Annotated in this window: 22 protein-coding genes and 5 tRNA genes; 17 read left to right on the top strand and 10 right to left on the bottom strand. The window is 74.3% G+C overall.

The genetic code is table 11. The features are described from left to right. Positions 1-540: 540 nt before the first annotated feature. Both ACGF5G_RS34270 and ACGF5G_RS34265 read left to right on the top strand, forming a co-directional pair. Positions 541-960 carry a protein-tyrosine phosphatase family protein gene (locus tag ACGF5G_RS34270; protein WP_393270821.1) on the top strand — a complete coding sequence of 140 codons (420 nt, stop codon included), beginning with the start codon at positions 541-543 and terminating at the stop codon, positions 958-960. Positions 961-1,085: 125 nt separating this feature from the next. Further along, complete coding sequence (locus tag ACGF5G_RS34265; RefSeq protein WP_393270819.1) at positions 1,086-1,334, top strand: hypothetical protein; 249 nt, start codon at positions 1,086-1,088, stop codon at positions 1,332-1,334. A 67-nt stretch (positions 1,335-1,401) separates the two neighbouring features. Here ACGF5G_RS34265 and ACGF5G_RS34260 read toward each other — a convergent pair whose 3' ends face one another. Then, positions 1,402-3,675: an ATP-binding cassette domain-containing protein gene (locus ACGF5G_RS34260; RefSeq protein WP_393270816.1), complete on the bottom strand. Its 2,274-nt coding sequence runs from the start codon at positions 3,673-3,675 to the stop codon at positions 1,402-1,404. A gap of 371 nt (positions 3,676-4,046) precedes the next feature. Between ACGF5G_RS34260 and ACGF5G_RS34255 the strand changes: the two genes are divergently transcribed. Both ACGF5G_RS34255 and ACGF5G_RS34250 read left to right on the top strand, forming a co-directional pair. Next, on the top strand, positions 4,047-6,020 hold the full coding sequence (locus tag ACGF5G_RS34255; protein WP_393270813.1) for a hypothetical protein: 1,974 nt from the start codon (positions 4,047-4,049) through the stop codon (positions 6,018-6,020). Between the two features lie 132 nt (positions 6,021-6,152). Then, positions 6,153-6,893 (top strand): MerR family transcriptional regulator, encoded by a 741-nt coding sequence (locus ACGF5G_RS34250; RefSeq protein WP_393270810.1) that lies wholly within the window; start codon positions 6,153-6,155, stop codon positions 6,891-6,893. On the opposite strand, the gene ACGF5G_RS34245 is transcribed toward ACGF5G_RS34250, so the two are convergent. The 4 genes from ACGF5G_RS34245 to ACGF5G_RS34230 all read right to left on the bottom strand — a co-directional run bounded on the left by ACGF5G_RS34245 (position 6,857) and on the right by ACGF5G_RS34230 (position 8,845). Further along, complete coding sequence (locus ACGF5G_RS34245) at positions 6,857-7,018, bottom strand: hypothetical protein (RefSeq protein ID WP_393270826.1); 162 nt, start codon at positions 7,016-7,018, stop codon at positions 6,857-6,859. The genes ACGF5G_RS34250 and ACGF5G_RS34245 overlap by 37 nt on opposite strands. A 7-nt stretch (positions 7,019-7,025) precedes the next feature. Beyond that, positions 7,026-7,637, bottom strand: coding sequence for a flavodoxin family protein (locus ACGF5G_RS34240; RefSeq protein WP_393270807.1), 612 nt, complete (start codon positions 7,635-7,637; stop codon positions 7,026-7,028). Positions 7,638-7,727: 90 nt separating this feature from the next. Next, positions 7,728-8,516, bottom strand: coding sequence for a YwiC-like family protein (locus tag ACGF5G_RS34235; protein ID WP_393270804.1), 789 nt, complete (start codon positions 8,514-8,516; stop codon positions 7,728-7,730). Beyond that, complete coding sequence (locus ACGF5G_RS34230; RefSeq protein ID WP_350712288.1) at positions 8,513-8,845, bottom strand: cupin domain-containing protein; 333 nt, start codon at positions 8,843-8,845, stop codon at positions 8,513-8,515. Before ACGF5G_RS34230 ends, ACGF5G_RS34235 begins: the two co-directional genes overlap by 4 nt. Positions 8,846-9,116: 271 nt before the next feature. On the opposite strand from ACGF5G_RS34230, the gene ACGF5G_RS34225 reads away from it, so the two are divergent. From ACGF5G_RS34225 to ACGF5G_RS34210, 4 genes are all read left to right on the top strand, one after another. Continuing rightward, the gene (locus ACGF5G_RS34225; RefSeq protein WP_393270801.1) at positions 9,117-10,373 is read left to right on the top strand and encodes a D-alanyl-D-alanine carboxypeptidase family protein; all 1,257 of its coding nucleotides are present in this window, start codon (positions 9,117-9,119) and stop codon (positions 10,371-10,373) included. A gap of 220 nt (positions 10,374-10,593) precedes the next feature. Continuing rightward, entirely contained in the window at positions 10,594-11,409 is an 816-nt protein-coding gene (locus tag ACGF5G_RS34220) for a peptidylprolyl isomerase (RefSeq protein WP_393270800.1), read from the top strand. Positions 11,410-11,531: 122 nt separating this feature from the next. Beyond that, positions 11,532-12,392 carry a M15 family metallopeptidase gene (locus ACGF5G_RS34215; RefSeq protein WP_393270797.1) on the top strand — a complete coding sequence of 287 codons (861 nt, stop codon included), beginning with the start codon at positions 11,532-11,534 and terminating at the stop codon, positions 12,390-12,392. Positions 12,393-12,627: 235 nt separating this feature from the next. Further along, entirely contained in the window at positions 12,628-13,086 is a 459-nt protein-coding gene (locus tag ACGF5G_RS34210) for a DinB family protein (protein WP_393270824.1), read from the top strand. A gap of 64 nt (positions 13,087-13,150) precedes the next feature. On the opposite strand, the gene ACGF5G_RS34205 is transcribed toward ACGF5G_RS34210, so the two are convergent. From ACGF5G_RS34205 to ACGF5G_RS34195, 3 genes are read right to left on the bottom strand one after another with little or no spacing between them, the layout of a single operon-like run. Further along, positions 13,151-13,930 carry an alpha/beta hydrolase gene (locus tag ACGF5G_RS34205; protein ID WP_393270794.1) on the bottom strand — a complete coding sequence of 260 codons (780 nt, stop codon included), beginning with the start codon at positions 13,928-13,930 and terminating at the stop codon, positions 13,151-13,153. Positions 13,931-13,983: 53 nt separating this feature from the next. Then, a complete protein-coding gene (locus ACGF5G_RS34200) occupies positions 13,984-14,376 on the bottom strand; it encodes a DUF4180 domain-containing protein (protein ID WP_393270792.1) in 393 nt (130 codons plus the stop codon). Further along, complete coding sequence (locus ACGF5G_RS34195) at positions 14,369-14,824, bottom strand: helix-turn-helix domain-containing protein (protein ID WP_393270789.1); 456 nt, start codon at positions 14,822-14,824, stop codon at positions 14,369-14,371. Before ACGF5G_RS34195 ends, ACGF5G_RS34200 begins: the two co-directional genes overlap by 8 nt. A gap of 479 nt (positions 14,825-15,303) precedes the next feature. Between ACGF5G_RS34195 and ACGF5G_RS34190 the strand changes: the two genes are divergently transcribed. From ACGF5G_RS34190 to ACGF5G_RS34150, 9 genes are all read left to right on the top strand, one after another. Continuing rightward, a tRNA-Pro gene (locus tag ACGF5G_RS34190) sits at positions 15,304-15,376 on the top strand. Between the two features lie 38 nt (positions 15,377-15,414). Next, positions 15,415-15,487, top strand: a tRNA-Glu gene (locus tag ACGF5G_RS34185). A gap of 31 nt (positions 15,488-15,518) precedes the next feature. Then, a tRNA-Gly gene (locus tag ACGF5G_RS34180) sits at positions 15,519-15,596 on the top strand. A gap of 155 nt (positions 15,597-15,751) precedes the next feature. Beyond that, the gene (locus tag ACGF5G_RS34175; protein ID WP_393270786.1) at positions 15,752-16,951 is read left to right on the top strand and encodes an RtcB family protein; all 1,200 of its coding nucleotides are present in this window, start codon (positions 15,752-15,754) and stop codon (positions 16,949-16,951) included. Between the two features lie 39 nt (positions 16,952-16,990). Continuing rightward, a tRNA-Arg gene (locus tag ACGF5G_RS34170) sits at positions 16,991-17,063 on the top strand. Between the two features lie 33 nt (positions 17,064-17,096). Further along, positions 17,097-17,168: transfer RNA gene (locus ACGF5G_RS34165), tRNA-Gln, on the top strand. A 126-nt stretch (positions 17,169-17,294) separates the two neighbouring features. After that, positions 17,295-18,383, top strand: a complete 1,089-nt coding sequence (locus tag ACGF5G_RS34160; protein ID WP_393270783.1) for an SRPBCC domain-containing protein — start codon at positions 17,295-17,297, stop codon at positions 18,381-18,383. 270 nt (positions 18,384-18,653) lie between these two features. After that, positions 18,654-20,006, top strand: a complete 1,353-nt coding sequence (locus tag ACGF5G_RS34155; protein ID WP_393270780.1) for a hypothetical protein — start codon at positions 18,654-18,656, stop codon at positions 20,004-20,006. A 152-nt stretch (positions 20,007-20,158) separates the two neighbouring features. Next, positions 20,159-21,727 carry an amidohydrolase gene (locus ACGF5G_RS34150; protein WP_393270777.1) on the top strand — a complete coding sequence of 523 codons (1,569 nt, stop codon included), beginning with the start codon at positions 20,159-20,161 and terminating at the stop codon, positions 21,725-21,727. Positions 21,728-21,866: 139 nt separating this feature from the next. Here ACGF5G_RS34150 and ACGF5G_RS34145 read toward each other — a convergent pair whose 3' ends face one another. Next, a complete protein-coding gene (locus ACGF5G_RS34145) occupies positions 21,867-22,826 on the bottom strand; it encodes a Gmad2 immunoglobulin-like domain-containing protein (RefSeq protein WP_393270774.1) in 960 nt (319 codons plus the stop codon). Next, the gene (locus ACGF5G_RS34140) at positions 22,823-24,217 is read right to left on the bottom strand and encodes an ATP-binding protein (RefSeq protein ID WP_393270771.1); all 1,395 of its coding nucleotides are present in this window, start codon (positions 24,215-24,217) and stop codon (positions 22,823-22,825) included. Before ACGF5G_RS34140 ends, ACGF5G_RS34145 begins: the two co-directional genes overlap by 4 nt. Between the last annotated feature and the right edge of the window lie 10 nt (positions 24,218-24,227).

The following is a 24,227-nucleotide window of genomic DNA, read 5'->3' as shown; positions in this document are numbered from 1 at the left end:
CAGGACATGCCGCTGACCGAGGCCGCGCAGACGGTGCAGGTGTCGGCGTACCCGGACCACTACGCCCAGTGGGAGCAGCAGGCCGCCGACCTGGTTGCCGAGCACTGGAACAACTGACACACAGACATTCACCAACAAGGGGGATCGCCGGCCGGCGCCCGTGACGGGTGCCGGCCAGCGGCACATCTCCACCAGCCGACAGTCGGCCGGCCGGGAAAAGGCGGCTGGTGCGGGAACACCGACGGCCGCCGGCTGGTTCAATGAGGTGTCGGTGTGCCCAGTGTCCCCGGGCCTCACCTGAATTGCCTTCGCGGAATACCGTTCGGCTGGAGCCGCGTCGCGCCACGCGCCGAGAGGCGACCTGCACACCGACGCCCAGCGCCGCCCCCGTGCCGATCCGGCCCGGGGGCGGTGCTGTCTCGTGACCGCATCCGTCCCCGTGGGGCGACGGTGGCGGACCCCTGCGGGTCGACGCCGCCACGACCTCGCGTGCTGCGAGGCGGGGCGGGGGAATGGGCGCGGTGGAGGCAGAATGGGCCGGTGGATGTGCAGCGGGAGTGGCGTGACCAGCCGGGTGTGGTCGTACTGCCGAGTGGGGCGGCCGTGCGCGGGCGCCGCGTCGCCGACGTGGCCTCGCCCGCCGACTTCGCGCTGTTGCTGGCACCTGGGCCGGTGCCGGCGTGGCCGCACCGGCGGATCCGGTGGCCGGACTTCTGGGTCCCGGTGGACCGGGCGGACGCGGTCGACGCGTTGACGGAGGCGCTGCGTCGGGCCCGCGATGGCGAGCGGGTGGAGGTGGCCTGCAAGGGCGGCACCGGACGCACGGGCACGGCGCTGGCCGGGTTGGCGATCCTGGACGGGCTGCCGCCGGAGCGGGCCGTGGACTGGGTACGCGCCGCCTACCGCCCACGGGCCGTGGAGACCCCCTGGCAGCGTCGCTGGCTGCGCCGCCTCGCCTGATCCGGCGCGATCGTGGCACGCGTGGCCCGGCCACCTGGTTGTGGTTCGTGTCATCGGCGAGGTTTGTACAGCTCACGTTGGGTATGAGGGGCACCTCGTCCGAACTTGAGGCAGGTACCAGCACCATGGCCCCACCCCGCACCCTTGTCCGCTACCACGGTGTGCACCGCGCGGCCGCGCGCCGGGTGCCGACGATCGCCCGCACGGTCGCGTCGCTGGCCGTGCTCGTCGTGCTCGCCACGCTTTTCCTCGACACCCTGCTGATCACCGTCGGGCTGTTCACCCCTGTCGCCGCCTCGGTGTCGCCGCTGCGGCGCTGGGTGCGCCGGCTGGCGGCCCCGTCCGCCCGGGCCGTCCCGGTGCCCGGCCGCTGAGCGTTCCGTGCCGCGTGGCTGCCCTGGTCCCGGATCTGCGGCACCGGGACCAGGGCGCGCCGCTTTCTCAGCGGTCGACGTACTCGCGCAGATGGCGGGCGGTCAGGGTGTCGCCGTGGGCGACCAGATCGGCCGGGGTGCCGGTGAACACGATCCGGCCGCCGTCGTGCCCCGCCCCGGGCCCGAGGTCGATCAGCCAGTCGGCGTGCGCCATGACCGCCTGGTGGTGCTCGATGACGATGACCGTGTTGCCGGCGTCGACGAGCCGGTCCAGCAGCGCGAGCAACTGGTCCACGTCGGCGAGGTGCAGGCCGGTGGTCGGCTCGTCCAGTACGTAGGTGCTCGCGCTGTCGGCCATGTGGATGGCCAGCTTGAGCCGCTGCCGCTCGCCGCCGGAGAGGGTGTTGAGCGGCTGCCCCAGGGTGAGGTAGCTGAGCCCGACGTCGACCAGCCGGTCGAGGATCACCCGGGCCGGGCCGCTGGGGAAGAAGTCCCGGGCCTCCGTGGCCGACATGGCGAGCACCTCGCTGATGTTCTTCCCGCGCAGCCGGTAGGTGAGCACCTCGTCGGTGAAGCGCCGGCCGTCGCACTGCTCGCAGACGGAGGCGACGCCGGCCATCATCGCCAGGTCGGTGTAGACCAGGCCGATGCCTTTGCAGGTGGGACAGGCGCCCTCGGAGTTGGCGCTGAACAGGGCCGCCTTGACCCCGTTGGCCTTGGCGAAGGCCGTCCGGATCGGGTCCAGCAGGCCCGTGTAGGTGGCCGGGTTGCTGCGCCGGGAACCCCGGATCGAGGTCTGGTCGACGACCACCACGCCGTCGCGGCGGTGCAGCGAGCCGTGGATCAGTGAGCTCTTGCCGGAGCCAGCCACGCCGGTGACCACCGTCAGTACCCCGAGCGGGATGTCGACGCTGACGTCCCGCAGGTTGTGCAGGTCGGCGCCGCGGATCGACAGGTGGCCGGAGGGATGGCGTACGTGCTCGCGGAGGCGGACCCGGTGGTCGAGGTGGCGGCCGGTGAGGGTGTCGGAGCGGCGCAGGCCCGGCACGTCCCCGGTGTAGCAGACCCGCCCGCCGGCGGCGCCCGCCCCCGGACCGAGGTCGACCACGTGGTCGGCGATCGCGATGGTCTCCGGCTTGTGCTCGACGACCAGCACCGTGTTGCCCTTGTCGCGCAGGCGCAGCAGGAGGCCGTTCATCCGGGCGATGTCGTGCGGGTGCAGGCCCACGGTCGGCTCGTCGAAGACGTACGTGACGTCGGAGAGGCTGGAGCCGAGGTGCCGGACCATCTTCACCCGCTGCGCCTCGCCGCCGGAGAGGGTGGCGGATTCGCGGTCGAGGCTGAGGTAGCCGAGGCCGATCTCCACCAGCGAGTCGAGCAGCTCACGCAGGTTGCCGACCAGCGGGGCGACCGACGGGTCGTCGATGCCGCTGACGAACCCGGCCAGGTCGCTGATCTGCATCGCCGAGCATTCGGCGATGTTGCGCCCGGCGATGCGGGAGGAGAGCGCCGCCTCGTTGAGCCGGGCGCCCCGGCAGGCGGCGCAGGTGGTGAAGGTGACCGCCCGGTCGACGAACGCGCGGATGTGCGGCTGCATCGACTCGCGGTCCTTGGCCAGGTAGAGCCGGCGGACCTTGACCGCCAGGCCCTCGTACGTCCAGTTGTTGCTGCCCACCTTGATCTTGGTGGCCGGCTTGTGGAGGAAGTCCTCCCACTGCTGGGGCGTGTAGTCCTGGAGCTTGACGTCGGGGTCGAACAGGCCGGAGTTGACGATGGTCTGCCAGTACCAGGAGTCGACGGCGAAGTTGGGCACCGTGACCGCGCCGTCGTTGAGGGAGCGCTCGACGTCGACCATCTCGTTGACGTCGAGGTCGGAGACCCGGCCGAGGCCCTCGCAGGTCGGGCACATCCCCTCGGCCAGGTTGAAGCTGAACGCCCCGGCGCCGCCGACGTGCGGGGTGCCGAGCCGGCTGAACACGATCCGCAGCATCGCGTACGCGTCGGTGGCGGTGCCGACCGTGGAGCGGGAGTTGGCGCCCATCCGCTCCTGGTCGACCACGATGGCCGGGGTCAGGTTGCGCAGCGAGTCGACGTCGGGCCGGCTCAGGCTCGGCATGAACGACTGGAGGAAGGCACTGTAGGTCTCGTTGATCAGGCGTTGCGACTCGGCGGCGATGGTCCCGAAGACCAGGGATGACTTCCCCGACCCGGAGACGCCGGTGAAGACGGTCAGCCGGCGTTTGGGGATGTCGACGGAGACGGCCGCGAGGTTGTTCTCCCGCGCTCCGCGTACCTCGATCATGTCGTGGCTGTCGGCGGCGGACCGTGCTGGCTGCTGCATGCGAACCCTTCGCGAGATCGTGGGCGGGGTTCCGCCCGGGTCGTGTCTTCGGGGGACGGCTTCCTTCGATCGTCTCATTAACGTCCATGTGGAGGGTTCTGCCGCGTTGGCCTGCCTCTCGCACCCAGAGAGGTAGGGGAAGTCTCAAATAACGTGTAAGCGGGGGTGGCGCTGGCGTCCGGAGGGTGCGGTCCACGTGGGACGCGGCACGTCAACCCGGCGCCGATGGATAACGGACGGGCCGTAACCGTCGTTCTGAGTGGAAGCCCGCCGGCGAGGTCTGCTGCGATGCACGAACTCGCTGCGATCCGTGGTTGACCTTCGATGTGCCGAGATTTACGGTGATGGCCGAAATTGAAGAAGGGATGCCTATGCCTCTCCAGCAGCGTCGCCGCCTGGCGTCGGTCGCCATCGTGGCGACCCTCGTCGCCGCCACCGCCGTGTCGGGTACCCCGGCCGTGGCCGCCACGCCGACCGAGACCCTGGTCGGCGTGCCGCACCACAACCTGGCCATCTACGGTGCGACCTTCGGCTCCACGTCCGCGGGCGACTACGCGTACGCCGTGGCGCGCGGGACCACCGGCGCGCTCAACGTCATCGACACCCGCACCGCGACCGTGGTCCGAACCCTGCCGCTGCCCGGCGCCGGCGGTTCGTGGGGCGGCACCGTCACCCCGGACGGCACCGCGTACATCGGCGCCGACAGCAAGCTGTTCCGCTACCGGCCCGGCGCGGACCACGTGGAGGACCTCGGCTCGCCGGTGCCGGGGGAGACGACGACGTGGCGCCTGGCCAACGACGGGGAGCGGGTCTTCGTCGGCACCTTCCCCACCGGCAAGGTCTACTCGTTCGACCACCGCACGGGTGCCGTCCGCGACTACGGGCAGATCTGGCCGGGCGAGCAGTACGCGCGCAGCATCGGCGTCGCCAACGGCAAGATCTACGTCGGCCTGGGCACGGTGGCCCGGCTCGTCGAGGTCGACGTCGACTCCGGTGAGCGGCGGGAGATCCCGCTGCCCGAGCAGTACCGCAGCGAGCAGTTCGTCTACGACCTCGACGTCCACCAGCAGACGCTCTTCGCCCGGCTCGCCAACAGCAACCAGGTGCTCGTCCACGACCTGAAGGCCGGCCGGTGGATCGGCGAACTCGGTACCGCCGCGGGCCTGAACTTCTCCCCGCCGGACGCGAAGAAGAACGTCTACTTCGGCTCGTCGGCCGGCCGCCTGATGGCCTACAACCTCGACACCCGGACGCTCACCCCGACCGGCTTCACCGGGTTCGGCACCGCCCGGGGATTCGGCTGGGCGCACCTGGACGACCCGGCGTGGCCCGGCAGGACGCTCGTCACCATCAGCCTGAGCGGCAACCTGTCCTACTACAACCCGCAGACCGGCGCCAAGAAGGTCGTCTCCGCCGGGGTCAAGGGTCTGCCCGCCCAGCTGCAGACGGTGGAGGCCGGCCCGGACGGCAAGATCTGGTCCAGCGCCTACCCGAGCGGCGGCATCACCTCCTTCGACCCGGCGACCGGCGCCTTCAGCGAGAACGCCGGGGCGCTCGGGCAGGCCGAGGGCCTGCTCTCCTACCAGGGCAAGATCTACGCCGGCGTGTACCCGGGCGCGAACCTGCTCGAACTCGACCCGACCAAGCCCGTCGTGCGGGGCACCAACCCGCGGCAGTTCGCGACGCTCCGCACCGAACACCAGGACCGGCCGTTCGCCATCACGGGGGTCGGCAACCGGATCGCCTTCGGCACCATCCCCGAGTACGGCCAGCTCGGCGGGGCGCTGACGCTCGTCGACCCGGCCACCGGGGCGAAGGAGGTGCACCGCAACGTCGTACCGGAGCAGAGCGTCACCGCCCTGGCCACCGTCGGCAACCTGATCCTGGGTGGCACCGGCATCTGGGGTGGGCTCGGCATCGCGCCGACCCAGACGGAGGCGAAGCTCTTCCTCTGGGACCCGGCGACCGCGACGAAGGTCTGGGAGGGCACCGCCATCCCGGGCGCCAAGGCGATCACCCGTCTGATCGTGGCGCCGGACGGCCGGATCTGGGGGTCGACCTCCGGCACGCTCTTCGAGTTCGACCCGGTGAGCCGGAGCGTGGTCCGGACCGTCGAGGTGGAGCCGTTCGACTGGAACGTCTCCCACGTCTGGCGCAGTGACCACCTGGCGGTCGCGCCGGACGGCGCGGTGTGCGGCAACTTCCGGACCACCGTCGCGTGCGTGGACCCCGCGACGCTCTCGGTCCAGAAGCTGGCCACCGGCATCAGCGACGTGTGGACGATGGACGCGTCGGGGGTCATGTACTACGCCCGGGGCGGGGAGCTGTACCGGCTCACGCGCTGAGCCCGACGGCCCGGTGTGCGGGGCCCCTTCCTGTCTTGGACGGGAAGGGGCCCTTCCGTACACCCCCCAGGCGGCGTCGATCGCCGGGCGGGCACGGAATTCCGGCCGGTGGGTGGGCGGTACGGTGGCCCGGTGGTGACCGCGCGGAAGGGCAGTGGCCGGCTGCGGGCCGTGGACCTCGCCGCGACCGCCGGGATCTCCGTCCAGCAGGTCCGCAACTACGTCGACCTGGGCGTGCTGCCACCGGTCGAACGCACCCCCGCCGGCTACCGCATCTTCACCGCCGACCACCTCCGGGCGCTGGCCGTGGCCCGCCGGATGGCCGAGGGCCACGGCTGGGCGCGTACCCGGGAGATCATGGCCGCCGTGCACCGGGGCGACCTGGCGGCGGCGCTGGCGGCGCTCGACGGGGGCCACGCCGAGCTGGACCGCGAGCGGGCGGACATCCGGCGGGTGCTCGGCGCGTTCGAGACCGTGGTGACCAGCCCGCCGGCGACCCTGCCGGCGCCGCGGCGCGGGGTGCGCATCGGCGCGGTCGCCGACCTGGTCGGGGTCCGCACCTCCCAGCTACGGCTGTGGGAGCAACGCGGCCTGGTCCGGCCGGCCCGCGAGCGCGGCACCGGCTACCGGGTGTACGACCAGGCCGAACTGCGGGCCGCGCAGGTCGTCGCGCTGCTGCGCCGGGGCGCGTACCCGTTCGACATCATCGCGGCCGTGCTCGACGAGATGCGTACGACCGGCAGCGCCCAACGGGTCCACGCGGAGCTGGCCCGGCGGGAGCAGGAGCTGCACCGGCGGAGCCTGCGGCGGCTGCGCGCCTCGGCGGCGCTGTACGACTACCTGCGGCACCGCGACCCGACCCTGCCGGCCTGACTCAGCGCAGCACCAGCAGGTCGAGGTGGTCGACGACCGGGCCGGTCGCCTCGGCGCAGCTCGCGGGCCGCCGCGTCCAGGTCGGCGATGTGATGGATCATCGTGGACAGCCACGAGGCGTCCATCGTGGAGTCAGACAACGGCAGTGCGAGGGAGTCGCCCGTCCCGTGCGTCGTCGGGCGCCGTCGAGGCGAAGAAGGCGTCCGCGGCGCGGAGGGCGGCCGCGTCGCCGAGCACGTCGCCGGGGCGGTCGGCGTGGCCGAGCAGCGCACCGCCCCATCGCATGCCGAGGTAGTCGGCGCTCATCCAGAGGCTGTTCACCATCGGGTCTGCCTTGGCCGGGTCCTCGTCGCTGAGGGCGCTGATCGCCCACATCGTGCGGCCGCGCATGCGGGGCCGGAAATCGACACCGGGCAGCCGCAGCCAGGTCGACCAGTGGTCGAGGTAGAGCTTGGTGGGGGCGCTGACGCTGTACCAGTAGACCGGTGAGGCGATCACCAGGTCGGTCGCGGCAAGGGTCTCCGTCAGCAGCAGCGCCTCGTTGCCGGACGGCGGGGGAGGGAACTGGCCGTGTCGGATGTCGTGGAACGGCGCCAGCGGATGGTCGGCCAGGCGGAGCCAGCGCTGCTCGACACCGGCCGGCAGCGCGGCTGCCGCGCGTCGGGCCAGGAGTTCGGTGTTGCCACCGGGGCGTGAACTACCCAGGAGGAAGAGGAAGCGTCTGACCGCACCGTCGATGTCCATCGGGGTCGAATGTACCCACCCGGGCGGTCGTGCGGGGCTCGCGGAGGCTGTCGCCCTGCCGCCGCACGACCAACCGGCCCGGTACCCGGTTCAGAAGGTCACCGCCACCAGCACCAGCAGGGTGTACGCCGTCTCGACCAGCCCCACCCGCTTCGGCGTGAGCCGGCGCCCGGGCAGCGCGACGGCCCGGGCCAGCAGCGCCGCGAAGACCAGGGCGACCGGCGTCGGCGCCCAGAGCGCCGCGGCGAGCGCGGCGACGCCGTGGTACGCCCAGGACGCCCACCGGTACCGACCACTGTCCCGCTCCCGGATCATCGTCTTGACGTACAGGATCGTGCCGACGAGGTAGCCGAGCGCCACCACCGTCGCGCCGGCCACCCGGGCCGGCGGCACCCCGGCGACCGTGGCGACGACGAACCCGAGCAGCCCGCACTGCGCCACGAAGGCGAGGTCGTTGACGAGCGCCCGGTCCCGGCGCCGGCGCGCGTAGCCGGCGTTGACGGCGGCCAGGACGCCAAAGAGCGGCGCGTACGCGAGGACCGCCGGCCGGGCCGCCAGCACCGGCGCGGCGCACAGCACGGTGGCGACGCCGTACGCGGCAAGCTGCGGGCGTACCCGCCGGAACCGGCCGGTCTTGACCGCCTGCAACCCGAAGTACGACAGCGGGTAGGCGGCGAGCACCGCCCCGAGCAGCGGCAGGTGCAGCGGGTGCGGGCCGGTGACGGTCACCGCCGCCAGGAACGGCAGCAGCAGCATCGCCCAGGCGCCGTGCTGCGGCGGCAGCCAGCCGGGTGACCGGCCCCCGGCCCGCGCGCGGCCGGTGGCGTTCGCGGTGGGCCGCCCGGCCGGGCGGCGACGGCGGGCGGAGACGGCGGTCACGGGCGTGGCGTCACGGTGAGCAGGACGGCGGCGTCCGTCACGGCGTGCAGCGCGTGCCGCCGCGGCGGGACGACCACCAGGTCGCCGGCGTGGCCCTCCCAGGACTCGTCGCCCGCCACCAGGCGTACCTGCCCCCGGAGCACCTGCAGCGTCGCCTCGCCCGGACTGTCGTGCTCGTCGAGCGAGCGGCCGCCCCGCAGCGCGAGCAGGGTCTGCCGCAGCCGGCGGTCCCGGCCGCGGTGCAGGTTGTGGGCGCTGCGTCCACTGTCGGCCTCCCGGGCGGCGGCGAGCTGTTCGTCGGCGAGGCGGGTCAGCGAGTGGCCTTCCATCGTGCGTCCTTCCGGGTGGGTTGGCGCGCCGGCGCGCGGGGCGGGGCAGTCCGTTCGGCGGCGACCGCCGCGCAAACCGGAAGATCCGCTACCGCTTTCGGTTACCAGCCTCCGCGCCGGGCTCGCCCGGCGGAAGGGCCGATGGTCCCGGAATCCGGGCCGCCCGGGTCGCCCGCGCCGGCGGACCCCTCCGTTCTCCGCCGCCACGTCGAACGCCGGAGCATCGGGAAGCCGGCCCGCGCCCCGGATCGTGCCGACTAGGGTGCGGGGCATGAAGGTTCGGCTGCTGGTGACCACGGCGACCGCCGTCCTCCTCGCCGCCGGCGCGCCCGCCCCGGTGGCGGCCGCCCCGACCGCTCGTACCGTCGCCGCGACGGGCGTGTCCGGCGCGGTGCCGCCGGCGCCGTGCCCGAAAGCGCCCGCGCCGGCGGTGTCCCGGCCGCCGCGCCCGTCGCCGCCGCCGGCCGTGCCCGAGGAGCGGGCCGTGGGCGGGCCGGCGCTGGCCACCGCCGGCCTGGTCGTCCCCGCGGGGGTGCCGCGACCGCCGGCGGTCACCGCGACCTCGTGGCTGGTCGCCGACCTGGACACCGGCCAGGTGCTGGGCGGCTGCGGCCCGCACGAGTACGGCACCCCCGCCAGCGTGCAGAAGCTGCTGCTGGCGGCCACCATGCTGCCCCGGCTCGACCCGAAGCAGGTCGTCACCGTCACCGACGGCGACATGGACATCGAGCCGGGCTCCTCCGCCGTCGGGCTCGTCGCCGGCGGGCGCTACCGGATCGAGACCGTCTGGCTCGGGCTGCTGCTGCAGTCCGGCAACGAGGCGGCCAACCTGCTGGCCCGCCTCGGCGGCGGCCCGGACGGGAAGGCCGGCGGCGTACGGGCGATGAACGAGGAGGCGCACCGGCTCGGCGCCCTGCAGACCCACGCGGTCACCCCGTCCGGCCTCGACGGGAAGGGCCAGTTCACCAGCGCGTACGACCTGGCGCTCATCGCCCGGGCCTGCTTCGCCGACCCCACCTTCCGCCGGTACGCGCTGACCGAGACCCACCACATTCCCGCCCAGCCGGCGCAGCGGACCAAGGGCTTCGAGATCCAGAACGAGAACCAGCTCATCTACCGCTACCCCGGGGCGCTCGGCGGCAAGACCGGCTTCACCGACCTGGCCCGGCACACCTACGTCGGGGCGGCCCACCGGGGCGGCCGCCGGCTGGTCGTCACGCTGCTCGGCGCCGAACCGCGGCCCGCGCGGGGCTGGGAGCAGGGCGCCGCGCTGCTCGACTGGGGCTTCTCGCTGCCCCGGGACTCCGCCGTCGGCCGGCTCGTCGAGCCGGGAGAGCTGGCCGCCTCGGCGGCCGCCACGCCGCCCGCGCTCGCCGCCACCGGCGAACCTCGTCCGGCTGCGGCCAGCGGCCCGCTGGAGGACGGGCTGCTGGGACGGTGGCGCGCGGTCGCGCTCGCGGTGGCCGCGCTCGGGCTGGCGGCGGTGGCGCTGCTCTGGCGTCGGGCGGGGCGACGCCGGACACCGTGACCGCGGGCCGGGCGGCGAGGCGGCCACCGGCCGGGGGCCGCGCCGGGCCCTGTGCGCGGGCCGGCGGCACCGGCGCGGGCAGGGTGTGTCGCCGCAGCCAGCAGACACTTGTGGCCACCCACCTGCCGCAGGTCGCCGCGGGTGCGGAGCGGATCGACAACCGACGACGGGATCCATAGACTCCGGTCTTTCTGGTGCCACACGTCCAGGGAGGATCCACGTGCCGAGCGAATCCCGACCGCACCCCGTCCCGCCGTCGATCGCGGCGCCCCGCCGTCCGGCCCGCGCGCTGACCCGCCTCGCCGGGGTGGCCCTGGTGGCGGGCGCGCTGGTGACCGGTGGCGGTGCCGCCGCGGTCGCCGCGCCCGCCGGGTCCCCGGCCGGCTCCGCCGCCGGTCCCCGGGTCACGCCGGGACCGTGCGCCTACACGGAGACACCGGAGGAGCCCGCCGCCCGGCCGGTTCCGCTGCCGCCCGACCCGAGGCGCACGCCCGGCCGGGGCACGGTGCGGGTGACGCTGCGGACCAACCAGGGGCCCATCGGGCTGACGCTCGACGGCGAGGCCGCGCCGTGCACCGTGCAGAGCTTCCTGCACCTGGTGCGGCACCGCTTCTACGACCGCACCTCCTGCCACCGGCTCACCGCGTACCCGACGCTGAAGGTGCTCCAGTGCGGTGACCCGTCCGGCACCGGCTCGGGCGGCCCGGGCTACCGGTACCTCGACGAACTGCCCACCGACCTGCCGCCGGCACCGACCGACCCGACCGGCGTGCGCCGGCTCTACGCCCGGGGCACCCTCGCCATGGCCAACGCCGGCCCGGACACCAACGGCAGCCAGTTCTTCCTGGTGCAGTCCGACTCGGCGCTGCGCCCCAACTACACCGTCTTCGGCTCGATCGACGCCGCCGGCCTGGCCACGCTCGACCGGATCGCCGCCGGCGGCATCGCCCCCACGGCCGAGGACCCGGCGCCGGTCGACGGCGCGCCCGCCCTGCCGGTCGACATCCGCCGGGCCGTCCGGCACCACCACCACTGACCGTCTCCACCGCCCCGCCCGGCCGTCCCCCGGCCGGGTGGGGGAGGGGCTGGCGGTTCCCGCGCGTACGCCTGTCGCCGGACCCGGGGTCCGACGGGCCGGCACCCTGGTAGACAGGAGGCGTGGACAGGGCGGGCCGGGCCGGCCGGCGGCCCCGCGGCGCCGCCGCCCGGGCCGTCGCCGTGGCCGTGGTGGTCGCGGCGCTGGCGCCGGCCTGCGCCCGGCCCGGGCCGTCGCCGTCGCCGTCGGTGTCGGCGGCCCCCAGCGCGACCGTGACGCCGCGCCCACCGGACTTCGTCGTCCTCACCGACGTCGACCCGAGGATCCGCACCGACATCCGGTACGCCACCGCGCACAACTTCGTCGGTCGGCCGGTCGCCGGTTACCCCGAACCGCTCTGCCTGCTCACCCGGCGGGCCGCCGAGGCGCTGCGCCGGGTGCAGGACGCCGCGCTCGCCCGGGGCCGCAGCCTGAAGGTGTACGACTGCTACCGCCCCCGGCGCGCCGCCGACGACTTCGTCGCCTGGGCGAAACAGCCCGGCGAGCAGCAGATGAGGGCGGAATTCTATCCCCGGGTGGCGAAGTTCAAGCTGTTCGACGAGGGTTACATCGGCGCACCCACGGCGCACAGCCGGGGCAGCACGGTCGACCTGACCCTGGTCGACGTGCCGACCTCCACCCAGGCCGCGTACGCCCCGGGCCAGCCGCTGGTCTCCTGCACCGCCCCCCGGGGGCAGCGGTTCGGCGACAACAGCGTCGACATGGGCACCGGCTTCGACTGCTTCGACCCGCTCGCGCACACCGACTCGCCGGGGATCACCGGCACCGCGCGGGACAACCGGCGGCTGCTGCGGCAGTTGATGACCGACGGCGGCTTCGTCAACTACGACCGCGAGTGGTGGCACTACCGCTACCGCGACGAGCCCTGGCCGGACACGTACTTCGACGTGCCGGTGGCCCGCTCCTCGGTGCCGAGCGGATAGCCTGCGGAGCGGCCCACCGGCGCGGCGGGCGATCGGCGCGGCGGGGCACGGGCCGGCCTCGGCGACGTGCGCGGCGGGACGCGGCGCGGCGCGGGGCGGACCCGTCCGGCATGATCACTCGGGAGGGCGCCGCGCGGGGCCCGCAGGAACTCCGACGGCGGCGCGTCGTCGGGCGAGGGGAGCGGCAGTGACCACCGAACGCATCGGCCCACCGCTCACGGGGGGCGAGCGCGAGATGCTCCGCGCCTTCCTCGACTACCACCGGGCGACCCTCGCCATGAAGTGCGACGGGCTGTCCGACGAGGACCTGCGCCGGCAGTCGATGCCCCCGTCCACGCTGTCACTGCTCGGCCTCGTCCGGCACATGGCGGAGGTGGAGCGCAACTGGTTCCGGCGGACCATCGACGGCGAGGACATCCCGCTGGTCTGGTCGGACTCCGGCGACTTCCAGGTGGCGTACGACGCCAGCGGCGCCACCCGGGCGGAGGCGTTCGATGCCTGGCAGCGGGAGGTCGCGCACTCCCGCCGGATCGAGCGGGAGGCGGAGTCGCTCGACGTGACCGGCCACAACGCCAGGTGGGGCGAGGACGTGTCGCTGCGGCTGGTGATGCTGCACCTGATCCACGAGTACGCGCGGCACAACGGCCACGCCGACTTCCTGCGCGAGGGCATCGACGGCACCGTCGGCGCCTGACCGGCATCGACGGCATCGCCGGGGCCTGACGGGCAGCGACGGCAGCGGAGCCCGGGCGCGGCGGTCAGCCGTCGGCGCGCAGCGGCAGCCAGGCCAGCACGTCCTGGATCTTCGCGTCCCAGTACGCCCAGTCGTGCGCGCCGGGGGAGAAGTCCACGGTGAGCGGGACGCCCCGCTCGCGGGCCGCCGCGACGAAGGTCAGGTTGTCCTCGTACAGGAAGTCCTCCGTGCCGCAGGCGACGTAGAGCGCGGGCAGGTCGGCGCCCGCCTTGTCGAGCAGGGCGAGGATGTCGTCGTCGCTGCCGGTGATGGTGCGCTCGCCGAAGACGGTGTGCCAGACCTGGGTGTCGATCGGGTGGACCGGATGGTGCCGGCGGCCGGGCACGTCCAGCGCGCCGGACAGGCTCGCCGCCGCCGCGAACCGGCCCGGGTCGCGCAGCGCCCACTTCAGCGCCCCGTAGCCGCCCATCGAGAGCCCGGCGACGAAGGTGTCCTCCCGCCGCGCCGAGAGCCGGAAGAAGTCGTGACACAGCCCCGGCAACTCCTCGCTGAGGAAGGTCCAGTACCGGTTGCCGTGCTCCTCGTCGCTGTAGAAGCTGCGCCCGACCTGGGGCATCACCACCGCCAGGCCGAGCGGCGCGACGTACCGCTCGATGGACGTGCGGCGCAGCCAGATCGTGTCGTCGTCGGAGAGGCCGTGCAGCAGGTAGAGCACGGGCGGGTCGCCGTCCGGGGCGCTGCCGGACAGGCCGATCTGCGAGGAGGTCCGCTGCGGCAGGATCACCGTCATCGAGGTGTTGACGCGGAGCACGTCGGAGTAGAAGTCAGCACGCATCAGGGCCACGGTCGTCGACCGTAGCCCATCCTCGGCCGGCGCCACCGGGGCGGTGCGGTGGCTCAGCCGGCTGCCGGGCCGGTCCGCCGGGTCGCGGCCCGCAGCCGGTCGTCGAGCGCGTCGAGGTCGGCGACGAACCACACGTGGTCGGACTGGTTCGACTCGTGGACGAGCGCGCGCAGGGCCGCGCTGGCCGCGAGGTGTCGGGAGATGTCGCCGACGACGACCAGGCGCAGCCGGTAGTTGACGAACTTCTGCATGATCTCGCCAGCGAAGCGGGTGCCGAGGGAGAAGAACGACGCGTCCAGCCGACTCGCGGGCACGGCCACCACCTCGGCGCCGAGGAAGGCCGCACCGATCAGGTCCAGCGCGTCCTGCGCCGTGGCCACCGGCGGGCCGTCCGGTTCGCACACCAGCACCGGCACGCCGGCCCGCTCCCGCACCACGTCAGGCATTCCCGACCTCCCGGGTGAGTAGGCCGTTGTCGCCGTCGAGCACCGCGTCGAGCAGGCGCAGCACCTCGGCGGTGGCGGCGGCGCCGCCGAGTATCACGATCTTCATGCGGTGTCGCTCCTCGTCGTGGACGGTCTGGATGCGCAGCGGGTGGCCGGGGTCGTGGCCGGTGTTCGCCCCGGCCAGGACGAGCGTGCCGAGCCGGTCGGCTGCGGCCCGGTCGACGCCGTCGATCTGCACGATGCTCGACACCTCCACGGCCGGGCCGGCGGCGGGGCGGGCCGACTCCGGCCGCCCGGTCAGGGCGTCGAGGTCGGCGCGGGCGATCCGGTACTGCTTGCCGATCCGTACCGCTCTCAGTCGGCCGGCGCGGATGTAGCCGCGCACGGTGCGCACGTGCAGGCCGAGCCGCTCGGCTACCTGCTCGACGGAGTACATTCCCTCACTCATCAGTCCCTAGCCTAGTGCAGATAGGGAGTGATAGGGAAGCCGGGGGAGTGATTCCGGTGCCTGTGACGCGCGGCTCGTGCGCTCGGGCGCCCGTAGCCGAATATCCATTGCGGCCACCGTCCGGCGCGCCTACCGTCATCGGCGCAAGGTCAACCGAACGACCCAGGGGAGTACGCCGTGTCGCAGCGCACCCGCACCAACGCCGTGTGGCCGACGCCGCACGACGGTGCCTCGCTGCCCACAGGGGAGCGTGCCCCAGGTCGGTGCCGTCCCGAGCAGGGCCGGCAGTCGGGGTGGCGGCGCGACTAGCGCCAGCGCGTACGCGCAGCCGCCCATCCCACCGGGGACCGGGCGGCTTTTTCGTCCACCCGGACCGACGTCCCTCCGCCCTGTTTCGGCGCCATCGACCCTTCTCAACTCCACAGTGGAAGCAACGCCCCGGTCGCCCATCACGGTCGACCGGGAAGACGACACCGTCACCGGGACGAGGGAGCTGGCTGACCCGCTCGCCTTGGGCGCGAGAGACACGGGGTTCGATTCCCCGGTCCCGGACGGCAGGGCAGGGCAGGGTGGCGACCCTGCCCTGGCACGGGCCGTTGGAGCAACGGGAAGCTCGCCCGGTTCTCAGCCGGGAGGTCACGGGTTCGAACCCCGTACGGCCTACGCGGCGACGCCCGAGCGGTGTCGCAGGCACGCGGTTGTGGCGCAGTCAGATCAGCGCGTCACCCTGCCACGGTGAAGATCGCCGGTTCGAATCCGGCCAACCGCTCCACCCGCCGGGCCCCGCGCCCGCCGGGCCGGCCGCGCGCTGGGCGCGGAGGGGGTCGCGCACACCCCCTCCCACCGGGTTCGATTCCCGGGCGGTCGTCGATCCTTCCGGTCGCGCCGAGACGGGTGCCGACCAGCCGACGACACGAGGAGACGACCATGAGTTTCACCCCGCTCGCGGGCACCCGCGCGCCGGTCCGGGTCTGGACCGACCCGTACGGCATCGAGCCGCAGGCCGCCCAGCAGCTGCGCAACATCGGCGCGCTCCCGTGGGTGGAGGGCGTCGCGGTCATGCCCGACGTGCACTTCGGCAAGGGTGCCACGGTCGGCTCCGTCATCGCGATGCGGCAGGCCGTCTCGCCGGCCGCCGTCGGCGTCGACATCGGCTGCGGCATGTCCGCGGTCCGCACCTCGCTGACCGCCGCCGACCTCCCGGACGACCTGGCCGGCCTGCGGTCGGCGATCGAGGCCACCATCCCGGTCGGGTTCGCCCAGCGGGAGAAGCCGGTCGACCCGCGCCGGATCCGGGGCCTGGAGCAGGCCGGCTGGGACGACTTCTGGCGCCGCTTCGCCGACCTCGACCGGCGGGTGGCGCAGCTGGAGACGCGGGCCCAGCGGCAGCTGGGCACGCTCGGCGGCGGCAACCACTTCATCGAGGTGTGCCTGGAGCAGGGCGGCGCCGACGAGGGCCGGGTGTGGCTGATGCTGCACTCCGGCTCCCGCAACATCGGCAAGGAGCTGGCGGAGCGGCACATCGCCGTCGCCCGGCGGCTGCCGCACAACACCGACCTGCCCGACCGGGACCTGGCGGTGTTCCTCGCCGGTACGCCGGAGATGGACGCCTACCGCCGGGACCTGTGGTGGGCGCAGGAGTACGCGCGGCGCAACCGGGCGGTCATGCTCGCCCTGCTCTGCGGCGTGGTGCGGGAGCAGTTCCCGCAGGTGCGCTACGACGAGCCGATCTCGTGCCACCACAACTACGTGGCGGAGGAGAGTTACGACGGCGTCGACGTGCTGGTGACCCGCAAGGGGGCGATCCGGGCCGGTCGGGGGGACCTGGGCATCATCCCCGGGTCGATGGGCACGGGGTCGTACATCGTGCGGGGCAAGGGGAACCCGGACGCGTACTGCTCCGCGTCGCACGGGGCCGGGCGGCGGATGTCGCGGGCGCAGGCGAAGCGGACGTTCAGCACCGCCGACCTCGCCGCGCAGACCGCCGGCGTGGAGTGCCGCAAGGACGCGGGGGTGGTCGACGAGATCCCCGGCGCGTACAAGGACATCACCCAGGTGATGGCGCAGCAGGAGGACCTGGTCGAGGTGGTGGCGCACCTCAAGCAGGTCGTCTGCGTTAAGGGATGACCGCCGACCGGCGCCCAGGAGGGCGGGCGCCGGTCTTCCGCCCCGGTGGCTCAGCGGAGAGAGCGCCGGTCTACGAAACCGGAGAGCCCAGGTTCGAATCCTGGTCGGGGCACGGTCCGGACCCGCGACGCGGGACGGAACCCCTTGCGAGCTGGTGCAATCGGCAGCACACCCGTCTCTGGAACGGGCGATGGAGGTTCGAGTCCTCCGCTCGCAGCGAGGCCGGGGCCGCGCCGGGGCGGCCCGCGCATCGGCGGATTTGGGCGTCCGAGATGGACGTCGGATCCGCCCGTCGGTGCCGCCCCGCCCGGCGGTCCCGCTCCCGGGATCGTAGAGTCTCGCCGTGAGCGAGATCGGCACGGAGGTCGACCTGTTCCACCCCGCCGAGCGGGTGTGGCACGCACTGACGGATCGCGAGGTACTCGCCCGGTGGTTCGCCGAGGTCGAGACGAAGACGGGGACGCGGAACCGGCTGCTGCTGCGCACGGCGGGGCTGCCCGGCTTCGACGCCGCCGTCGACGCGGAGGTCACCGAACGGCAGGAGCCGGAGCTGATCGCGCTGCGGTGCCTCGAGGGCGGCCGGCGCAGCCGGCTGACCTGTGCCGTCACCGCCACCGCCGAGGGCTGTCGGCTGTCGGTCCGCGAGGTGCTGGAGCACGGCGTCTGGGCCGACGAGCAGCGCGAGCGCCGCGAGGAGTGCTATCGGCAGGCCCTGACCAATCGGCTGCCCGCGATCCTCGACTGGCTGGCCTTCCGGCAGGTGGACCTGCGCCGTGGCGAGGCCGGGATGACGGCCGAGATGCCGGTCACGGAGGCGTTCGACGAGGAGCCGGCGCCGGCCGGCCGCCGTAGCCGACCGCTGCTGGTCGCCGGGCTGGCCGGCGCCGCGTTGGCCGCCGGGGTGGCGGTGTGGGCGGTGCTGCCGACCGAGCCGGACCGGGCCGCCGCACCGGCGCCCGCGCCGGTGCCCACCGCCACGACCACCCCGAGCGGCTCGCCCCGGTCGACCGCCTCCGCCCGCCCCACCCGGACCGCCACCCCGGACGCCACCCGCCCGAGCCGCACCCCCACGGCGAGGCCCTCGCGCACGCCCACCGCCGCCGCGCCGTCGGAGCCGGCCGTGACCGCCCGCTACGAGACGGTGTCGCCCCCGTCCCGGATTTTCGGCTACACCGGCGAGGTGGTGGTCGACAACTCGGGTGGCGCGGCCGCGAAGGACTGGACGGTGGTCGTGACGCTGGCCGAGGGCGGCCGGGTCTCCGACGCCAGCGGTGCCGACTGGCGGCAGGACGGGCAGACCGTCACCTTCACCGGGCCGCCCGTGAAGGCCGGGCAGTCGCGGACGTTCACGTTCGAGGTCCGCGACAGCGACCCGGCGACCAAGGCGCCCGAGGGCTGCGCGGTGGGTGACGACCCGTGCGCCGGCCTGTGACAGCAGCGACGCTGCCCCGGCCCGTGCCGCCGGCGGCCGAACGCCCGGCATGCGCGGCGACCACGTTGACGGCCCGGATGTGATCATGCCCATGATGGCCACTGTCCGCGGCGACGAGGCCGGATTCCACCTGCTCGTACCGGTCGCCGATCGCGGCCACCGTGCTCATGCCGGAGCCCATCCGTTTTGACAGGCTCCCCTCCCGGCGATTTGGATGATCTTGCGGGAGGCGCGGTACCAGGAACGCCTCCGCGCTCTGGGGAGGTGTGCATGAGGGGTATGGGAAGGGCCGTCACCATCATGGTGGCGGCCGCGATGCTGGCAGCCTGTGGCGACGGTGCCGACGGCGGGGCGCGCGGCGGAGATCCGGGCGGTTCGTCGCCGAGCGCCGGGGCGTCTCCGCAGCCTGTGGTGAAGGCGCCGGAGGGGTTCGACACCGCCAAGGGCTGGCACGAGACCGTCAGTTGGCTGCCGGAGGACGCGAAGAACCTGACGGTGGGAGCCGCGGCGAAGGCGGGCATCGTCGCCTTCCTCCAGAAGAAGGGTGCGGGCTACGTCGTCGAGGCCCGCGACGCCGTCACCGGTGCACCCCGCTGGGACAGCCAGGAGTGGCAGCCGCCAGCCCTTCCCGAGAACGTGGCGCCGGAGTCGTCGTACCTTCCGCAGCTCCTCGTCGTGAACGAGGACGGGCGCGAGTACGTGGTCGTCTGGGCGTACACCCCTCGGTTCACGGAGGAGGACACGGTCTCCCTCGTCGCCTACCCGGCCGACTCCTCCGGAACGGAGGTCGCGGCCGCCCACACCCGTACCGTGCCGATGGATGCCTACGGCCCGGCGAAGGTCGTCGACGGCGGGAACGGGCTCCTGGTCAGCTGGGAGGAGAAAGGCATCGACCACGCCGCGGCGATCGACCTGTCGAAGGACCGCGTCAAGACGTACGACGAGAGCGTGCGACTGCCCTACTGCGAGCAGACGGGCTGCATCAGCGGTTCGGTGGCAGGGCTCTCCCCGGACGGCCCGGTCGTCACGCTCAGTCCGGCCGGTTTCGGCGTCCCCGGCGTCTGGCAGGCCAGCGACGCCGTGCCGCCGGGCGCCGATCTGAAGTTCGTCAGCAAGTACGAGAACGGCCGGGTGTTCGCTGTCGTCGGCGAGCAGGTCTTCTCCCTCTGGAACGCCGAGAAGGGCTTGACGAAGCAGGGCGGCATCCCGGTGGCAGCCGTGCACGACCTGAAGTCCGGAAAGCTGCGGACGTCCGTGGTATGCGACCCGGGGGGCGGGTTGGACGGAGCCTCCCACCAGCCCGTGCTGTCGCCGAACGGCCGCTACGCGGTCGCGGGGACCATCGCCGTGGACTTCGAGAAGGGCAAGAGCTACTGCTTCGGCGGAGACGGCGAGCAGGAGAGCGTCCGCCTTTTGTCGGTCGACGACGACGGCACCGCCTACGGCTACGGGCAGGGGGGAGACGCGGACGTGCCCGTCACCGTCGCGGTCGGCACCGGGAAGATCGAGGAGCTTCCCCAGGAGACCCAGATCCCGTTCCTGTCGCTGCCGGGAATCGGAGGATTCTCGCTGCCCGCCGCGACCAACGGTGAGCGGCAGTTTGCCTTCCTCCCGCGTCGCTGACCCGTCGCTGTCCGGACGCACCGGTGGGCGCGGCCGCAGGTCGCGCCCACCGCCGTAGGGGGCGGCCACGGGCAACCGGGGCGGTGACTTCCGACTTCTCTCCGCCGCTCCTACAGTGGGTGGTCACCCATCACTCGAGCCCTGAAGGTGACATGAGCATCCGCGTGTACCGCAACGCCGCCATCCGCACCGGGGACGCCGGCAACCCGACGGCCCGGGCCATGGCCGTGGTCGGCGAGCGGCTGCTGGCCGTCGGCACGGAGGCGGAGGTGCGCGCCGCCGCGGGACCCGGCGCGGAGCTGGTCGACCTGGCGGGCGCCGCCGTGCTCCCCGGTCTCTACGACGCGCACATCCACACCGCGCAGTACGCCCACAGCCTGGACGCGGTGGACCTGCGCGACGTGCGTTCCCTGGACGACGCGCTGGCCATGGTGGCCGCGCACGCGGCGCGGCTGCGACCGGGCGCCTGGCTGTTCGGCGGCAGGTGGAACAGCAACACCTGGGATCCGCCGAGGCAGCCGGACAGGTACGCCCTGGACTCGGTCTGTCCGGAGTTGCCGGTCGTGCTGCCGAACGCGGACGGCCACACGGTGTGGGCCAACTCGGCGGCCCTGCGCCTGGCCGGCATCGACGCCGACACCCCCGACCCGGTGGGCGGTGAGATCGTCAGGGACGAGCGCGGGGAACCCACCGGCATCCTGCGCGAGACGGCCTGTCGTCCGCTGGAGGGCCTCATGGTCTCCCGCGATCTGCGCGAGCAACTCCGCGTCGCGCAGGACGAACTGCTCGCCCTCGGTCTGACCAGCGTGCACGACATCGACGGCGAGGACTGCCGGGCGGCCTACCTGGAGTTGCGGGAGGCCGGCGAGCTGAAGCTGCGCGTACACAAGGCCATTCCGTCGGTCCACCTGGAGGAGGCGATCGCCGAGGGTCGCCGCACCGGGCAGGGCGACGACTGGTTCCGCACCGGGCCCGTGAAGATCTTCAGCGACGGGGCGCTGGGCTCGCACACCTGCCACATGAGCGAGCCCTTCGCCGGCGAGCACCCCAACGTCGGCATCGCCGTCACGCCGTACGAGGACCTGGTCAAGCTCTTCGCCAGGGCGGCGGAGAACGGCATCGCCGTGGCCACGCACGCCATCGGCGACCAGGCCAACCACCTCGTCATCGACGCCTACGAGGCCGTCGGCCGCACGCCGGGGCTGCGGCACCGCATCGAGCACGCCCAGCACCTGCGGGCCGGCGACCTGGCCCGGATGGCCCGGCTGGGCGTCGTCGCCTCGATGCAGCCCGTGCACTGCACCAGCGACATCGACCTCGTCGACACCCTGCTGGCCGGGCACGACCTGGCCTCCTACGCCTGGCGAGGGATGCTCGACGCCGGCGTCGGCCTGGCCTTCGGCTCGGACGCCCCGGTCGAGCACCCCAACCCCTTCGCCGCCCTGTACGCCGCGGTGACCCGTACCCGTCCCGACGGGACGCCCGTGGGCGGCTGGCAGCCCGAGCAGCGGCTCACCATGGCCGAGGCGCTCGCCGCCCACACCCTCGGCGCGGCCCACGCCGCGGGCGAGGAGGACCGCAAGGGCGTCCTCGCGCCCGGCATGCTGGCCGACTTCATCGCGGTGGACACCGACCCCGGGCTGGAGTCGCCGGACGCGGTGCTGCGCACCCGGGTCATGACCACCGTCGTGGGCGGCGAGATCCGCTGGCAGCGCGGGTGAGCGCCGCGACGGCGTGACGGCGGCCAGCGGCGCGACGGCCACGGCCCGGGGCGCCGACGCCGGGACCCGGTGACGTGGCCGGCACCGGGGGGAGGACGTGACCGGCGGGGTCACCCGCGCCGACGCGCCGGCCCGGTGCTCAGGATCGGACGGGCGTGAGGGTGACGGGCACCGCGACGACGTGCCGGCGCGTCCCGTCCGCCGCCGAGACCTCGTACGCCTCGATCCTGCCGGGCTGCTCCCGCCGCACCCGGTAGGCGACGGCGACCCGGAAGTCGCCCCGGCAGCCCGTGCCGCAGGTGGCCGTGGTGAAGGTGGTCGCCACCGTCCGGCCCGCCGCGTCGAGCACCCGGACCGTGACGGTGGCCTCGAACACGTCGGCGGTGCCGGTGACGGTGACCGGGCTGCCGACCCGAGCGCCGATGGTCGGACCGGTGACCACGACGGGTGGCAGCAGGTCCGCGTAGTCGGCCCGGCCGACCGGGGGACCGGCGGCGAGGCGGACCCGCTTGACGGTGGGGAACTGGGTGAGCGTGTAGACCACCTGCGCCTCGCGCAGCCGCCGGCTCGGCGCGTCGCCGCCCGCCGGGGCGGGCGCGACCGTCGCCACGCCGTCGGCGATGCGGGTGACCTCGCCGCCGGCGGGCAGCAGGGTGGTCAGCCCGGTGGCGGCCTCCGCCGGGGTGGGCCCGGCGGCCAGTTCGGCCAGCGCCAGCCGGGACGTCGCCACCGTGGCCGGCCGGGTGCGCCGGGTCGGCGCGAGCCGCCCGTCCCGCACGTACCACAACTCGACGGTGACGGTCTGTGCCCGCGCCGGGGCGGCGGCGGTCGCGGCGGGCGTGGGGGAGCGGACCGGGCCGGCCGTCGGCCGCGCCGCGGTCGAGCCGGGCGGCAGCACGGACGGGGCGGTGACCGGCGGCGGCGCGGCGGGCGCGGGGCCGAGCGAGCCGGACCGGGGCGCGGCGCAGCCGGCGGGCAACAGCGCGGCGGCGAGCAGCGCGGCGACCGTGGCGCGCCGGGTCACCGCGCACCGCCCGTCCGCGACGCCGGCTCGGCGGGCGGGCGGGAGGGCGGTGGCGACCGCGGCGTGCCGGCTCACCGCGCACCGTCCGACGCCGGCTCGGCGGGCAGGTCCAGCCGGAACCGGGTGGCCACCCACGGCTCGCTGCGCACGCTCAGCCGCCCGCCGAGCAGGTGGGCGTTCTCCCGGGCGATGGCCAGGCCCAGCCCGCTGCCCCGGCCGGAGCGGGCCGGGTCGACCTTGTGGAAGCGGTCGAACAGGCGCGGCAGGTGCTCCGCCGGGATGCCCGGGCCCTGGTCGCTGACCTCGAAGACGACCCGCGACCCGTCGCCGGCGACCGCGGCCCGGAGCTCGCCGCCGCCGTGCTCGACCGCGTTGGCGACGAGGTTCGCCAGCACCCGCTCCAGCCGGCGCGGGTCGGTGCGCAGCGGCACCGGCGCGCCGTCGATCCGCACCCGGTCGGACCAGCCTCGGGCCACGACGATCGCCCGCAGCAGGGCGACCGGGTCGACGGCGGCGACGGCGAGCCGTTCCCGCCCGGCGTCCAGCCGGGAGATCTCCATCAGGTCCTCCACCAGACGGCGCAGCCGGACCACGTCGGCGACCAGCAGCTCCGCCGCGCGCCGCGCGTCGCCCGGCAGTTGGTCCAGGTGGTCGCGCAGCAGCGACGCCGCCGCCACCAGGGCGGTCACGGGGGTACGCAGCTCGTGCGCCACGTCGGCGGTGAACCGCCGCTCCCGCGCCTGGGCGGCGGAGAGCGCCTCGATCTTCGCCGCCAGCGCCTCGGCCATCTCGTTGAACGAGGCGGCCCAGTCGCTGAACTCGTCGCGCCCGCGTACCGGCAGGCGGGTGTCGAGCAGCCCCTCGGTGAGGGCCCGCGCGGCCCGGCTGGCCCGGCCGACCGGCTCCAGCGTGCGCCGGGCGAGGGTGTGCCCCACCCCGGCGGCGAGCAGCACCACCAGCACCCAGCCGGCCAGCAGGGCCGTGCGCAGCTGGTCCAGGTCGGCGGCGATGTCGTCCTCGACGGTGACGACGTACAGCTCGGCCGTCGAACCGGGGATGCGGCCACCGACCACGAGCAGCCGGGGCCGCTCCTGCGGCGACGACCGCTCGTACCCGAGCTGCCCCTCCGCGACGGCGGCCCGCAGCCGCGCCCCCAGCGGCGGCGCGTACGCCGGGTGGGAGGGGTGCTGCCCGTCGTCGACCAGCACCACGTGCCGGCCGCTGCCCTCGAAGCTGGTCAGCAGCTCGCCGCGACGGTCCTCGGTCAACGGCAGGAACTGCCCGGCCAGGACGAGCCGGTAGCGGGCGTCGGCCGCCGCCTGGTGCAGCGACGCGTCGAACTGGGCCTGCCGCAGCAGCAGCCAGGAGCCGCCGGCCAGCAGCCCGGCGGAGACCCCGGCGACGAGCACGAACGCGATGGTCAGCCGGCGGCGCAGGCGTCCGGGCGGTACGGCGCGTCCGGCCATCGCGCACCCT

Source organism: Micromonospora sp. NPDC047730 (assembly GCF_043204765.1).
In the GTDB taxonomy this organism is placed as follows: Bacteria; Actinomycetota; Actinomycetes; order Mycobacteriales; family Micromonosporaceae; genus Micromonospora.
The sequence above is the reverse complement of the archived record's forward strand: the minus strand, read 5'-3'. Positions and strand labels throughout refer to the sequence as shown.

Coding starts and splice junctions, on each gene's coding strand:
- ACGF5G_RS34225 (WP_393270801.1), top strand. CDS start 9,117: ATGAAGGTTCGGCTGCTGGTGACCACGGCGACCGCCGTCCTCCTCGCC.
- ACGF5G_RS34175 (WP_393270786.1), top strand. CDS start 15,752: ATGAGTTTCACCCCGCTCGCGGGCACCCGCGCGCCGGTCCGGGTCTGG.
- ACGF5G_RS34195 (WP_393270789.1), bottom strand. CDS start 14,824: ATGAGTGAGGGAATGTACTCCGTCGAGCAGGTAGCCGAGCGGCTCGGC.
- ACGF5G_RS34200 (WP_393270792.1), bottom strand. CDS start 14,376: ATGCCTGACGTGGTGCGGGAGCGGGCCGGCGTGCCGGTGCTGGTGTGC.
- ACGF5G_RS34260 (WP_393270816.1), bottom strand. CDS start 3,675: ATGCAGCAGCCAGCACGGTCCGCCGCCGACAGCCACGACATGATCGAG.
- ACGF5G_RS34210 (WP_393270824.1), top strand. CDS start 12,628: ATGCTCCGCGCCTTCCTCGACTACCACCGGGCGACCCTCGCCATGAAG.
- ACGF5G_RS34245 (WP_393270826.1), bottom strand. CDS start 7,018: ATGGACGCCTCGTGGCTGTCCACGATGATCCATCACATCGCCGACCTG.
- ACGF5G_RS34240 (WP_393270807.1), bottom strand. CDS start 7,637: ATGGACATCGACGGTGCGGTCAGACGCTTCCTCTTCCTCCTGGGTAGT.
- ACGF5G_RS34230 (WP_350712288.1), bottom strand. CDS start 8,845: ATGGAAGGCCACTCGCTGACCCGCCTCGCCGACGAACAGCTCGCCGCC.
- ACGF5G_RS34255 (WP_393270813.1), top strand. CDS start 4,047: ATGCCTCTCCAGCAGCGTCGCCGCCTGGCGTCGGTCGCCATCGTGGCG.
- ACGF5G_RS34150 (WP_393270777.1), top strand. CDS start 20,159: ATGAGCATCCGCGTGTACCGCAACGCCGCCATCCGCACCGGGGACGCC.
- ACGF5G_RS34140 (WP_393270771.1), bottom strand. CDS start 24,217: ATGGCCGGACGCGCCGTACCGCCCGGACGCCTGCGCCGCCGGCTGACC.
- ACGF5G_RS34155 (WP_393270780.1), top strand. CDS start 18,654: ATGAGGGGTATGGGAAGGGCCGTCACCATCATGGTGGCGGCCGCGATG.
- ACGF5G_RS34265 (WP_393270819.1), top strand. CDS start 1,086: ATGGCCCCACCCCGCACCCTTGTCCGCTACCACGGTGTGCACCGCGCG.